This is a genomic window from Modestobacter sp. VKM Ac-2979, from assembly GCF_026967995.1.
Classification (GTDB): Bacteria; Actinomycetota; Actinomycetes; order Mycobacteriales; family Geodermatophilaceae; genus Modestobacter.
Window position 1 is genome coordinate 144,471 of sequence record NZ_JAPVBO010000007.1, and the last position, 12,189, is coordinate 156,659.

General features: G+C 75.5%; 14 protein-coding genes. 6 read left to right on the forward strand and 8 right to left on the reverse strand.

Features of this window, described 5'->3' with window-relative positions; translation table 11 throughout:
* Nucleotides 1–7 precede the first annotated feature (7 nt).
* Nucleotides 8–991 carry an Acg family FMN-binding oxidoreductase gene (locus O2W15_RS20245; protein ID WP_269180706.1) on the forward strand — a complete coding sequence of 328 codons (984 nt, stop codon included), beginning with the start codon at nucleotides 8–10 and terminating at the stop codon, nucleotides 989–991.
* 6 nt (nucleotides 992–997) lie between these two features.
* Here the strand turns inward: O2W15_RS20245 and O2W15_RS20250 are convergent, their stop codons facing one another.
* Nucleotides 998–3,325: a HelD family protein gene (locus O2W15_RS20250; protein ID WP_269180707.1), complete on the reverse strand. Its 2,328-nt coding sequence runs from the start codon at nucleotides 3,323–3,325 to the stop codon at nucleotides 998–1,000.
* 141 nt (nucleotides 3,326–3,466) lie between these two features.
* On the opposite strand from O2W15_RS20250, the gene O2W15_RS20255 reads away from it, so the two are divergent.
* The gene (locus tag O2W15_RS20255; RefSeq protein WP_269180708.1) at nucleotides 3,467–4,201 is read left to right on the forward strand and encodes an alanyl-tRNA editing protein; all 735 of its coding nucleotides are present in this window, start codon (nucleotides 3,467–3,469) and stop codon (nucleotides 4,199–4,201) included.
* Nucleotides 4,202–4,223: 22 nt separating this feature from the next.
* On the forward strand, nucleotides 4,224–4,706 hold the full coding sequence (locus tag O2W15_RS20260) for a GNAT family N-acetyltransferase (protein WP_269180709.1): 483 nt from the start codon (nucleotides 4,224–4,226) through the stop codon (nucleotides 4,704–4,706).
* A gap of 65 nt (nucleotides 4,707–4,771) precedes the next feature.
* On the opposite strand, the gene O2W15_RS20265 is transcribed toward O2W15_RS20260, so the two are convergent.
* The 4 genes from O2W15_RS20265 to O2W15_RS20280 form a co-directional block, all read right to left on the reverse strand.
* A complete protein-coding gene (locus tag O2W15_RS20265; RefSeq protein ID WP_269180710.1) occupies nucleotides 4,772–5,347 on the reverse strand; it encodes a TetR/AcrR family transcriptional regulator in 576 nt (191 codons plus the stop codon).
* On the reverse strand, nucleotides 5,340–6,170 hold the full coding sequence (locus O2W15_RS20270; RefSeq protein WP_269180711.1) for an alpha/beta fold hydrolase: 831 nt from the start codon (nucleotides 6,168–6,170) through the stop codon (nucleotides 5,340–5,342). The genes O2W15_RS20265 and O2W15_RS20270 overlap by 8 nt, the downstream gene beginning before the upstream one ends.
* A 115-nt stretch (nucleotides 6,171–6,285) precedes the next feature.
* Nucleotides 6,286–6,855 (reverse strand): mycothiol transferase, encoded by a 570-nt coding sequence (locus O2W15_RS20275; protein WP_269180712.1) that lies wholly within the window; start codon nucleotides 6,853–6,855, stop codon nucleotides 6,286–6,288.
* A gap of 32 nt (nucleotides 6,856–6,887) precedes the next feature.
* Nucleotides 6,888–7,313, reverse strand: coding sequence for a DUF1810 domain-containing protein (locus O2W15_RS20280; RefSeq protein WP_269180713.1), 426 nt, complete (start codon nucleotides 7,311–7,313; stop codon nucleotides 6,888–6,890).
* Between the two features lie 101 nt (nucleotides 7,314–7,414).
* Here O2W15_RS20280 and O2W15_RS20285 point away from each other — a divergent pair, with 101 nt between their 5' ends.
* Genes O2W15_RS20285 through O2W15_RS20295 form a run of 3 tightly spaced genes read left to right on the forward strand, consistent with a single transcriptional unit; the run spans nucleotide 7,415 to nucleotide 10,241 of the window.
* The gene (locus O2W15_RS20285) at nucleotides 7,415–8,578 is read left to right on the forward strand and encodes an acyl-CoA dehydrogenase family protein (RefSeq protein ID WP_269180714.1); all 1,164 of its coding nucleotides are present in this window, start codon (nucleotides 7,415–7,417) and stop codon (nucleotides 8,576–8,578) included.
* Entirely contained in the window at nucleotides 8,575–9,636 is a 1,062-nt protein-coding gene (locus tag O2W15_RS20290) for an acyl-CoA dehydrogenase family protein (RefSeq protein WP_269180715.1), read from the forward strand. The genes O2W15_RS20285 and O2W15_RS20290 overlap by 4 nt, the downstream gene beginning before the upstream one ends.
* Entirely contained in the window at nucleotides 9,633–10,241 is a 609-nt protein-coding gene (locus tag O2W15_RS20295; protein ID WP_269180716.1) for a GNAT family N-acetyltransferase, read from the forward strand. The genes O2W15_RS20290 and O2W15_RS20295 overlap by 4 nt, the downstream gene beginning before the upstream one ends.
* A 22-nt stretch (nucleotides 10,242–10,263) precedes the next feature.
* On the opposite strand, the gene O2W15_RS20300 is transcribed toward O2W15_RS20295, so the two are convergent.
* The 3 genes from O2W15_RS20300 to O2W15_RS20310 form a co-directional block, all read right to left on the reverse strand.
* On the reverse strand, nucleotides 10,264–10,887 hold the full coding sequence (locus tag O2W15_RS20300; protein ID WP_269180717.1) for a hypothetical protein: 624 nt from the start codon (nucleotides 10,885–10,887) through the stop codon (nucleotides 10,264–10,266).
* Nucleotides 10,888–11,088: 201 nt separating this feature from the next.
* Entirely contained in the window at nucleotides 11,089–11,853 is a 765-nt protein-coding gene (locus O2W15_RS20305) for a DUF6308 family protein (protein WP_269180718.1), read from the reverse strand.
* A gap of 10 nt (nucleotides 11,854–11,863) precedes the next feature.
* On the reverse strand, nucleotides 11,864–12,184 hold the full coding sequence (locus O2W15_RS20310) for an EthD family reductase (RefSeq protein WP_156119131.1): 321 nt from the start codon (nucleotides 12,182–12,184) through the stop codon (nucleotides 11,864–11,866).
* Between the last annotated feature and the right edge of the window lie 5 nt (nucleotides 12,185–12,189).

A 12,189-nucleotide genomic window follows, 5' to 3' on the forward strand; every position in this document is an offset into this window, starting at 1 on the left:
GGCGGACATGCTGGACCAGGCGCAGTGGACCCAGGTGGTGGAGCAGGCGGTGCGGGCACCGTCGATCCACAACACCCAGCCCTGGGCGTTCACCGCTTCCGGTGACCGGCTGGAGGTGCGGCACGACACCGCCCGGGGCCTGCCCGCGATCGACCCCACGGGCCGTCAGCAGGTGCTCAGCTGCGGGGTCGCCGTGCACTTCGCGGTGGTGGCCCTGCGGGGGGCCGGCGTGACCGCCGAGGTCGACGTGCTGCCCGACCCGGCCGACCCGGAGCACCTGGCGACCGTGCGCGTGACCGGGCGGGGCGAGCCCGACGCCACCGACGTGCGGGCGGCCGCGGCGATCGGCGCCCGGCACACCGACCGTGCGCCGTTCCTGCCCGAGCCGCTGCCGGCCGGCCTGGTCGACCGGCTGCAGGCCGAGACGGGCCGGGACGGCGTCTGGCTCAAGCCGATCAGCCGGATGGAGGAGGAGACAGCGGTCGCCGTCCTGCTCGACCAGGGGGAGCAGCTGGAACAGCACGACCCGGCGTACCTGGCCGAGCTGCAGGCCTGGCTGCGGACCGACCCGGACGCACCCGACGGGGTGCCGGTCGCGGCCCTGCCCACGGAGAGCCGCGCCACGAACTTCGCCGTCCGTGACTTCGCCGGCGGCGGACCGCACCCCACCCCCGTGACGCCGGCCGACGACGACCCGCCGCCGCCGGTCGAGCACCCCTCCGTCGTCCTGCTGGGCACCGCTGCCGACGACCGGCGGGCCTGGGTGTGGGCCGGCATGGCGCTGGGCCGGCTGCTGCTGTCGATCACCGACGCCGGGCTGACCGCCTCACCGCTGACCCAGGCGCTGGACCAGGACTGGGCCCGGAACCGGCTGACCGCCCGGCTGGACCTGGTCGGCCACCCGCAGATGATGCTGCGGCTGGGCCGGCCGTCCGGCGCGCAGGTGACCAGCGGCCGACGCCCGGTGGCCGAGGTCCTCCGGGTCAGCTGACCCGGCTCAGTCCTCGACCGGCTGGGGCTCGGTGAGGCGGTCCAGTTCGTGGGGGAGCTCGCCGGGGTGCAGCACGGCCAGCCGCTGGGTGGGCCGGGTGAGCGCCACGTACAGGTCGCTGTGCCCGCGCGCGCCCTCGGCCAGCACCGCGGCCGGGTCGACCAGCAGCACCGAGTCGAACTCCAGGCCCTTGGCGTCTGCGGGCACCAGCACGACCGGCCCGGCGGAGGAGTCCGCGGCCGGGCCGCTGGAGACCGCCGGCCAGCCCGTGCGCAGGCAGTCGACGACGTCGTCGACCCGGCTCGGCGGCACGATCACCGCGACGGTGCCCCCGGCGGCGGCCAGCTCGGCGGTCACGTCGGCGACCCGGGGGAGCAGCGACGCCTCGGTCACCTGCTCGGCGGACGGCGGCACCCCGGTGCTCCGCACGGACCGGGGCGCGGTGGTGCCGGCACCACCGGCGGCCAGCACGTCGGCGGCGACGGCCATGACCTCGGCCGGGGTCCGGTAGTTCACCGTCAGCTGGGCCAGCCGCCACTGCGCAGCGGCGTGCGGCGCGAGGACCGCGCCCCAGTCGGTGGCGCCGGCCAGGCTGCCGGTCTGGGCCAGGTCGCCGACGACGGTCATCGACCGGGTCGGGCACTTGCGGGCCAGCAGCCGCCAGGTCATCGCCGACAGCTCCTGCGCCTCGTCGACGACCACGTGCCCGAAGGTCCAGGTGCGGTCGGTCGCGGCCCGCTCGGCGGCCGACCGGACGTCCACCTCGGCCTCGCGGTCGGCGAGCATCTCGGCGTCCAGCAGGTCGCCGGCGGTCAGCTCCTCGCCGTCCTCGTCGTCGTCGAGGTCGGTGGAGCGGGAGCCGTACAGCAGGTCGAGGGTCTCCTGCGCCTCGTCCCGGGCCTGCCGGCGGCGACGTGCCTCACGGGCGCGGTCGGCGCTGTCGTCGTACCCGAGCAGCTCGTCGGCCTCCTCCAGCAGCGGGACGTCGGCCGGCGTCCACGGCGTGCCGGCCGGGCGGGAGAGGAGGGCGCGGTCCTCGTCGGTCCAGCCCTTCGTCGCCCGCGCGATGCGCTCGGGGGAGGAGAGCAGGTCGCCGAGCAGCTGCTCGGCGGTGAGCACCGGCCACATCTCGTCGACCAGCGCGCGGACGGCGGTCTCCCCGGCGATCTCCGAGCGGAGCGCGTCCAGGTCGCGGGAGTCCAGCAGGCTGCCGCCGCCGCGCACGTCGGCGCCGATCCGGTCGGCGTAGCGCTGGGCCACCAGGTCGACCAGGGCGCGGCGGAAGGCCGGCCGGCCCAGGTTGTGCAGCCGGGACGCGCGCCGGCCGGCGGTGCGGCAGCGGGTGAGGTCGACCGAGCGCAGCTTGATCGACACCCCGTCGATGCGCAGCTCCCGGACGCCGCGGGGCACCGTCTCCCGGTCGCGGACGGCGGCCTTGAGCACGTCGACCATCGCCAGCCGGCCCTTGACCTCGGCCACCTGCTGGCTCTCCGCGCCGCGGGCGTCCAGCCCGGGGCGCAGCTGGCCGAGCCCGGCGAGCAGCACCCCCGTCTCACCGAGCGCGGGCAGCACGTCGGCGATGTAGCGCAGGAAGGTGGGCGTGGGCCCGACGACGAGCAGGCCGCTGCGGGCCAGCCGGTCGCGGTGGGTGTAGAGCAGGTAGGCCGCCCGGTGCAGGGCGACCGCCGTCTTCCCGGTGCCCGGGCCGCCCTGCACGACCAGCACCCCACGGGCGTCGCTGCGGATGATCGCGTCCTGCTCGGCCTGGATGGTGGCCACGATGTCGGCCATCCGGCCGGTGCGCTCGGCGGTGAGCGCGGCCATCAGCGCCGCCTCGCCGGTCAGCGGCGGACCGTCGGTCTCCTCGGGGCGCACGGTGAGCACCTCGTCGTTGACCGCAGTGACCCGTCGGCTGCGGGTGCGGATGTGCCGGCGGCGCACCACGCCCTCGGGTCGGAACGGCGTCGCGGTGTAGAACGGCCGGGACGCCGGCGCGCGCCAGTCGACCAGGGCCGGGTCGCCCGCGGGGTCGTCGGCGGGCAGCCCGACCCGGCCGATGTAGAGCGGCTGCGGCTGCTCCTCGCGGTCCAGCCGGCCGATCACCAGCCCGTGGTCGGCTGCGTCGAGGGCGGTGATCCGCTGCGAGTGGAAGCGCGCCGCGGCCTCCCGCTCACCGAGGGACTGCGGGTTGATCACCGGGCTCGCCAGCGCCTGCCGGAAGCGGGTCACGGCGAGCTCGCGCGCGGCATCGAGCCGGCGGTAGAGGTCGGTGACGGCGGTCTGCTCGGCGGCCAGGGCGGGATCCGGGGCGGCGTCAGGGGGCGAGCTGGACAACGGGCGCTGCTCCTCGGGGGGTGTGCGTACGGCGGTGCTCCGTGGCGACTGGCAACCGTACGGGCACCCGGCTCCTTCCCGGGCGGAATGGACTCCCGGTGGACTGGTCCGTGGCGTCAGCGGCCGGGGCAGGATCGCGGCATGGCCACTGCACACCACGGGCACACCCACCGCCTCGACCTCGCCGACGCCACCGTGCGGGAGTGGGACGCCACCGTGGTCGCCGCTGACGCCGACCAGGGGATCGTGCTGGACCGCTCCGCCTTCTACCCCGGCGGCGGCGGGCAGCCCCCGGACCAGGGCGTGCTGCTGTGGGGCGGGGTGCGCACCCGGATCGCCGGCACCCGCCGCGGCGACGAGCTGTACCTGGTGCCCGAGGAGGGTGACCCGCTGCCGCCGGTGGGGACGGCGGTCCGCGGCGCGCTGGACGACGAGCGCCGGACCGCGCTGATGCGCACCCACTCCGGGCTGCACGTGCTCACCGGCGTCGTGTTCCGGGACTTCGGTGCGCTGGTCACCGGCGGCACCATGGAGCCGCTGACCGCCCGGATGGACTTCGACCTCGCCGAGGTGCCGGCCGACTTCAAGGAGCGGGTCGCCGCGTCGGTCAACGCCGAGCTGGCCGCCGACCGCCGGATCGAGGTCCGCGAGCTGCCCCGGGACGAGGCGTTCGCGATCCCGGACATCATCCGGACCGCCACCAACCTGGTGCCGCCGGAGCTGGAGGTGGTGCGGATCGTGGACATCGTCGGGCTGGACACCCAGGCCGACGGCGGCACCCATGTGGCGTCCACGGCGATGGTGGGCCGGGTCGAGGTGGTGAAGGTGGAGAACAAGGGCCGCGGCTTCCGCCGTCTCCGCCTCCGGATCGTCTAGAGCCACCGTGGCGTGGGAGCCGATGGTGCTGCGAATCGAGACAGAGCGGCTGGTGCTGACCCCGGAGGAGCCTGCGGACGCCGGGTGGTTCACCGAATTGCTGAACGCCCGCGGGACGGGCGTCTTCACCCGGTCGGACGCGGTGGAGCGGATCGCGGCGATGACCGAGACGATCGCGACGTCGGGCATCGGCGTGCTGGCGGTGCGTCGTCGGTCGGACGACGCAGCGCTGGGCTACTGCGGCCTCGTCGTCGGCCGCGGTTCGCTGGCCGAGCCCGAGCTTGCCTACGAGCTGCTGCGCTCCGCGCACGGTCGGGGATACGCGACCGAGGCCGCCCACGCGGTGCTGACTGCGGCGTTCGCGACCGGCCGGACCCGGATCTGGGCGACCGTGCGGTCGTGGAACGAGCCGTCCTTCCGAGTGCTGGCGAAGCTCGGCTTCGCCCGGGATCACACCACGGCCGATGACGCAGGAGAGCTGGTCTGGCTGGTGCACGACGGATGAGGACGGAGGTCAGCACCGAGTCGCACCCCGTTCGTCCGATCGGCGGGCGCGGGACCGGCAGGAGGCTACTGCCGGGAGGAGACGCTCCGCAGACCGCGGTCGAGGAGGTCGATGAGCCACTCGAAGCTCTCGTCGATGTCGGCGGACCACTGGAAGCCGTTCGCGGACTGCAGGGTCGCGAAACCGTGCAAGAAGCTGCGCAACGCGCGCAGCGCGTGGTCCAACTCCGCTCCTTCGACGGCGTAGGACCGGAGCACCGCGGTGAACGAGTCGAGCAACCCGAGTCCCGCGACCGCGATCGGGTCGTCCGGACCGGTCGGCTCGACGCCGATGGTCGCGGCGTACCGACCCGGGTGGGTGAGCCCGAAGTCGCGGAAGGCGTGGGCGGCGGCGGCGAGCGCGTCCCGCCCCGAGCGGCCCTGCGTGGCGGCGCCCACCGCCTCGGCCGCCTCGGCCAGGGCCAGTGCGGCGATCTGGCGGTTCAGGTCCTCCTGGCTGTTGACGTGCTTGTACAGCGACGGCGTCCGGACGCCCAGGCGCTCGGCCAGCCCGCCCATGGTCAGGCCCGTGAAGCCGACCTCGTCGGCGAGCGCGGCGCCGGCCGCGACGACCGCGGCCCGGTCGAGACCGGCCCTAGGCACGGACGGAGTCCAGGAACGACAGCACCAGAGCACTGACCTGGTCGGGGAACTGGACGTGCGGGTAGTGCCCGGCGCCGTCGACCATCGCCAGCCGCCCCAGCCCGGCCGGCAGTGCGGCCACGATCGCCTCGCCCTCGGCCTGCGGGGACGCCCAGTCGGGGTCCAGCGTGCCCTGCACGACCAGCACCGGGCAGCGGACGTCGGCCAGCCGCGCACCGGCGTCCGCGGGAGTCGTCTTGCCCATGCCCTGCAGCGCCTTCATCCGGCCCGGCTCACGCAGCATCGCCTCGATCTGGTCGAGCCGGGCGTCCCAGTCGGCCGGCTTCGGCCCGGGGTAGGCAACCGCCAGGTACCTCCGCCACTGCCCGGTGCTGCCGAGCAGGGCGGTGCCGAGCAGGTGGGACATGCCGCGCCGAAAGCGGGCGCTCCGCAGGTCGCCGAGCGCGATCGACTGCTTGCGGGTGAACGGCGCCAGCTCGACCACCGCGGTGACCGACGAGGGGGCCGTCGCCGCGGCGATCGTGACGGCGCCACCGGAGATGGAGTGACCGACCAGCACCGCCGGGCCGCCAAGGTGCTCCACCAGGGCGATCAAGTCACCGGCGATGTCCGTCCGGGTGTAGGACGGCCAGCCCACGCTGGACTCGCCGGAGCCGCGCAGGTCCATCGCGGCGACGCGGTACCCGGCCGCGACCAGGGCCGGGGCGAGGAACCGGTAGGCCGCACGGCTGTCGCCCATGCCGTGGGCCAGTACGACGAGCGGGCCGGCGCCGGTCACCTCGTACGCGATCGTGCCGCCGTCGACGGTCAGGTGCTCGGTCATGTCGTCCTCCAGTCAGCTAATGCTGTTAGCTCAAAGCTAATGGCGATAGCCATGACCTGTCAACCCTGCTGCCGGAGCACGGCGGGCAGCTGCCCGGTGCCCCCCAGGGAGTCGCTCAACCGAACGGCAGTCGGCCCAGCCGCGGGTGCCAGCCGGGTGGCGGGTCCTCGCCGACCAGGCCGTCGACGGCCTCGCGGAGCAGGTCGGCGTGCCCGGTGTGCCGGCCGTACTCCTCGATGAGGTCGCACAGCAGCCGGCGGAGACCGGCGTGCTCGCCGTCCGGGCCGGTCAGCTCGACCCGCTGGTCCATCCCGCCCGCGACGGCGGCGTCCCACCGGGCGCGGGACCGCGCGACGGCGTCGTCCCACAGCGCGTAGAGCCGCTCGGGGGAGTCGTCCGCGGCGGAGGTGAAGGCCCAGTCGCCGCCGCCCCACTCCGACTCCCACGGCTCACCGATCGGCGCGCCGCTCAGCCGGCCGGTGGAGCAGTCGTCCTCCACCAGCGCCAGGTGCTTGAGCAGGCCGCCGAGGGTGAGGGCAGAGGCGCCGATCCGGGTCTGCAGCCCGGCGGCGTCCAGGTCGGCGGCCTTCCAGCGGAAGGTGGTGCGCAGCCGGTCCAGCGCCCCGAGCAAGTGCTCGGCCTCCGTGCCGGCGAAAGGTGGTTCCCAGGGAGGGTCGTCGCTCATGGCGGCACCGTAGGGCCAGCGGCGGACAGGATCTACAGCCGCGACGTCGTCGCCGGGTCCTCGGCGCCGGCGAAGTACTGGGCGAGGACCTGGCCGAAGAGCGGCTCGTCGGGTGCGGCCCGGGCGAACAACGTCATCGACGAGCGCAGCTTCTGCGCGTCGATCGACCCCAGGACGGCGACCGGGTCGTCGGTGTCCAGCTCGGTGAGCGCCCGGGCGCACTCGCGCAGCCGGGGGCCGAGCACCGGGTGGGCGAGGTACGCGCGGGCCTCGTCCAGCCCGCTGATCGCGTACCGCTGGGCCATCGCGCTGCTGCCGAGGCCGGTGAGCTGCGGGAGCACGAACCACATCCAGTGGCTGGTCTTGCGCCCGGCGCGCAGCTCGGCGAGGGCCTGGTCGTAGGTGCCGCCGGAGTCCTGCGCGTCGACGAACCGGGACAGGGAGAAGGGATCGGTCACCCGGTCAGCCTGCCCCCCAGCGGGCCGGGACACACCGCAGCCGGTAGAACCGACACCGGACCCAGCGAGACCGGGCACCACACCGACGTGGGGAGCACTGCATGGGCAGCAACTCGTTGACGCTGGCGCCCGCGCCGCGATCGGCCGCCGCCGAGGAGGTACGGGCCGAGGTGCGCGAGTTCCTCGCCGCCGAGCTGGCCGCCGGGAGCTTCACCACGCACGTGGACACCTGGCTGTCCGGCGTCGACCCGGCGTTCTCCCGCAAGCTCGGCGAGCGCGGCTGGCTGGGCATGACCTGGCCGAAGCAGTACGGCGGGCACGAACGGACGGCGATGGAGCGCTACGCGGTCACCGAGGAGCTGCTGGCCGCCGGCGCCCCGGTCGCGGCGCACTGGATCGCCGACCGGCAGTCCGGGCCCAACCTGCTGCGCTACGGCACCGAGGCGCAGCGCACCGAGATCCTGCCGCGCATCGCGGCGGGGGAGTGCTACTTCGTGATCGGGATGAGCGAGCCGGACAGCGGCTCGGACCTCGCCTCGATCCGCACCCGGGCAACCCGCAACGGCGACGGCGACTGGGTGGTCAACGGCGCCAAGGTCTGGACGTCGAACGCGCACACCTCGCACTACGCGATCACCCTGGTGCGCACGTCGCCGGCCGACCCGGCCAACCGGCACGCGGGGCTCTCGCAGCTGCTGGTCGACCTGTCGCTGCCCGGGATCACCGTCAACCCGATCCGGATCCTGGACGGCGGCCACCACTTCAACGAGGTCGTGTTCGAGGACGTGGTCATCCCCGGCGACATGCTGCTGGGCGAGGAGGGTGCGGGCTGGCACCAGGTGACCGCGGAGCTGGCGTTCGAGCGCTCCGGGCCGGAACGGTTCCTGTCCACCTACCCGCTGATCGCCGAGTTCGCCCGGCGCGCGGCCGAGGGCCAGGACCCGGCCCAGCTGGCCGCCCTGGGCCGGCTGTCGGCCCGGCTGCTCTCCCTGCGTCAGCTCTCGCTCCGCATCGCCGGGGCGCTGGACCGCGGCGAGCTGCCCGACATCCCGGCCGCCCTGGTCAAGGACGTCGGGACGACGTTCGAGGCCGACGTGATCGACGAGGTCCGCCGGGTGGTCGACGTCCCGGCGTCGCTGGACTCACCCGACGCGCTGGGCCGGGCCCTGGCCGAGGCACAGCTGCACGCGCCGGGCTACACGCTGCGCGGCGGCACCAACGAGATCCTGCGCGGGATCGTGGCGAGGGGACTGGGGCTCCGATGAGCGACGTCGATCTGGTCGTCGAGACCGTCCGGGACATCCTGACGAAGCACGAGCCGTTCGCGCTCACCGCCGAGCGGTCGTGGGACGCCGGGCTGTGGTCCGCGCTCGCCGCGGCCGGGCTGACCGGGGTGGGGCTCCCCGAGGAGGCCGGCGGCTCCGGCGGCGAGCTGGCCGACGCGGTGGCGATCGTGGGGGCGCTGGCCGCCGGGGCCGCGGCGGTGCCGGTGGCCGAGCAGCTGCTGGTGGCCGCCCCCGCCGTCCTGGCCGCCGGCCTCGACCTCCCCGCACCCGAGGAGCCGCTCTCCATCGCGGTGGACGGCGCGGTCACCGCCGAGCCCCGGGACGACGGTGACGGCCCGGGCAGCTGGACGCTCACCGGCACCGCGACCGACGTGGCGTGGGCCGGCGTCGCGCAGCACCTCGCCGTGCTGGCGACCAGCGCGGTGGGGCCGGTGCTCGCACTGGTCGACGTCGCCGGGCGGGAGACCACGCACGCGGCCAACCTGGCCGGCGAACCCCGCGGCTCGTTCGTGCTGCAGGGGGTGACCGCGGCCGGGGCGCTGCTGACCGACGCGCAGGCCGAGCAGCTGCGGGCCCGGTACGCGCTGGCCCGGGCGGTGCAGCTGTCCGCGGCGCTGCAGCAGGTGCTGGCCTGGACGGTGCACCACGCCGGCGAGCGGCACCAGTTCGGCCGGCCGCTGGGCAAGTTCCAGGCGATCCAGATGGAGCTGGCCGAGATGGCCGGTGAGGTGACCGCGGTGGCGGCACTGGTCGACGCCGCCGTGCAGGCGGTCGAGCGCGGGGAGTCCCTGGTGCTGGCGGCCGCGGCGGCGAAGGTGCGGGCCGGGGCCGCGGTCGAGGTGGTCGCCCGGCTGGCCCACCAGGTGCACGGCGCGATCGGCTTCACCCAGGAGCACCGGCTGCACCACCTCACCCGGCGCTGCTGGTCGTGGCGGGACGAGGCCGGCACCGAGACGGCGTGGGCCCGGGTGCTCGGCGCCGGGCTGCTCGCCGACGGCCCCGACGCGCTCTGGCCGGCACTCACCCGGGTGGTGTGAAGCCGCGCATCCGGTCGTACCGCCGCTCCGACCGGGCGGCGGTCTACGACGTCTGCGTGCGCACCGCCGACGCCGGCGGTGACGCCCGGGGCCGGTGGTCGACCGACGACCTGATGCCCGACCTGTTCGCCGGCCCGTACGTCGACCTCGAGCCGGACCGGGCGTTCGTGCTGGACGACGGCGGGCGGGCGGTCGGCTACGTGCTGGGCACCGCCGACACGGCCGGCTTCGTGCGGGACTGGCGGGCGCGGTGGCTGCCGCGGCTGGCCGACCGGTACCCGGCGCCGCCCGAGCCGCCGCGCACACCGGAGGAGCGGATGGCGTCGCTGCTGCACCGGCCGGAGCGGATGCTCGTGCCCGAGCTCGCGGCGTACCCGGCGCACCTGCACGTCGACCTGCTGCCCGAGGCGCAGGGCGCCGGCTGGGGACGGGCGCTGATCGAGGTGTTCTGCGCCGCGGTCGCCGCGGCCGGGGCACCCGGTGTGCACCTGGGCGTGGACCCGGCCAACGCCCGCGCCCTCGGCTTCTACGCCCGGCTCGGCTTCACCGAGGTCGCCGTCCCGTCGGTGTCGGGCGCGGTCTTCCTCGCCCGCCCGACCACCTGACCCGCGCTCGTCCCGCCGTCGACTACACGGTCTCGGGGATGCGGAGGTGGGCGACGACCAGGTCGAACTCGGCGACCTCGGTGATCCGCCCGCCCATCGCCCGGCCGTACTCCGTGCGCAGCGCATCGGCGCGCTGACCGGCGACGAGCATCGCCTCCCGGTCGGCGTAGGCGACGGCCAGCACGGTGCCGCCGGAGACCCGGTCGATCATCAGGCTGGCGCTGCAGAAGCCGGTGAGCTCCTCGATCCGGGGCAGCAGGGCCATCCGGAACGTGGCGACGTCGTCGTCGAGCGCGGCCGGGGCCGGGCGGGAGCTCCAGATGAGCCGGCAGACGGCGTCGGCGCCGGTGGGCTGCGCCCGGTGCAAGACGGCGACCTCCCACTGCGCCACCACCGGCACGGCTCCGAGCACCTGGCCGAGGCGAGCGCGGTCGCGGCGCATGCCCTCGGCGCTGCCGAGCATCGCCTGCTCGTCCGCCCAGCCGCTGGTGACGATGCAGCGGCCGGTGCGGCGGCCGACGAGCATCGACAGCCCGGTGCAGCCCGGGAGGCCGGTCGTCGTCGGGAGCCACTCGTCCCGGACGAAGTCGATCGCGTCGTCGAGAGCACGCGGGTTGCCACGAAGGGTGGTGGTCCGTGCGTACATGGGCTGCCTCCTCGCCTCCGGCGCCGCCCCCGGCGACGCCGCCGTGCAGCGAACTGTGCTCGTGTCCCTGAGCCGCGGTCAGCCGGTGAGCGGTCCCCGGTCACGGGACCCGGCGTTGCGTCACGGGCCGCTGAACGACGGCGCACCCTCTGCTCCCCGGGGGACGGGGGTCTCGCCCGGCTGGTCCGAGCCGTCGGTCGCTCAGCGGGTCGCGCTGAGCGACCGGTGCCACTCCTCGGCCGCCTCGCCCAGCGCCACCGCCGTGCCCAGCCGCAGCGTGCCACTGAGCCAGACCAGCAGGTCGTGCAGCCGCAGCCGGGTCAGCGGGGCGCCGAGCAGCTCGGCCGCCGCCTGCTCCAGCGCCGTGAAGGCGGCATCGTTGGCGCGGAGCTCGCGGTGCACGACCGCCGCCGTCCCGCTGTCGCCCTCGCGCAGGTGCGGCACCGTCTGCAGCCAGGTGGCGCGGTGCAGCAACGGCACCAGGTCGGGACGGCGGTGGTGCAGCGCAGCCGCCACGTGCCGCCGCTGCGGTTCAGGCAGCTCACCGAGACCGCGCAGGCCGGCGCCGACGGTGCCCGGTTCACCGAGCACCGACAGCTCGTCGTCCGGCAGCTCCCAGAAGGCCCGTCCGGACGCACGCGCGGCGAGGGCGGCGGCCACGGGTCCGGCCGCGTCGAGGGCAGCGCGGACCGCGGACCACGCGTCGGGGTCCAGCCGGCCGTGCAGCCCCTCGGCCACCAGCACGTCCTCGTCGCCCAGTGGCCCGGCGGGCACCGGCCGGGCGTCGAAGCGCTCGTAGCCGAAGGCCGGCACCTGGACCCACCGGCCGTCCCGCTCGTTGGGGGAGCGGTACCGCAGCGGCCGCCGTCCCCGGGCGTACCCGAGGACGGCGGCCAGCGCGGTGCCCCACGGCAGCGGCTCCGGTCCGGCAGTGGGCAGCGCGAGGTCCGGCCGGCCGGTCAGCACGGGGCGGAGGTCAGCCGGCCGGGCTGACGTCGTCCAGGTCGAAGCTGGACATGGACGCCCCGCCGGTGGCGAAGGTGGCCACGTCGGCGCCGGCGGCGCGGCCGGCCTCGGAGCCCATGCCGGCCCCCATCGCGTCGGCGGACTCGAAGTCCAGCTCGGCGATCAGGTACGGCCCGGGCGCGATGGGGTCCATCGACCGCGGATGCCCGACGGTGAACCGGAGGAGCCCGGGGATGGCCTGCGCCAGACCGACGTGCACGTCCCGGTAGTGCTGGTCGAACTCCGCCGGGTCGGTCGGCTGGCCGTACTGGACGATCAGTCTGTGCACCACTGCGC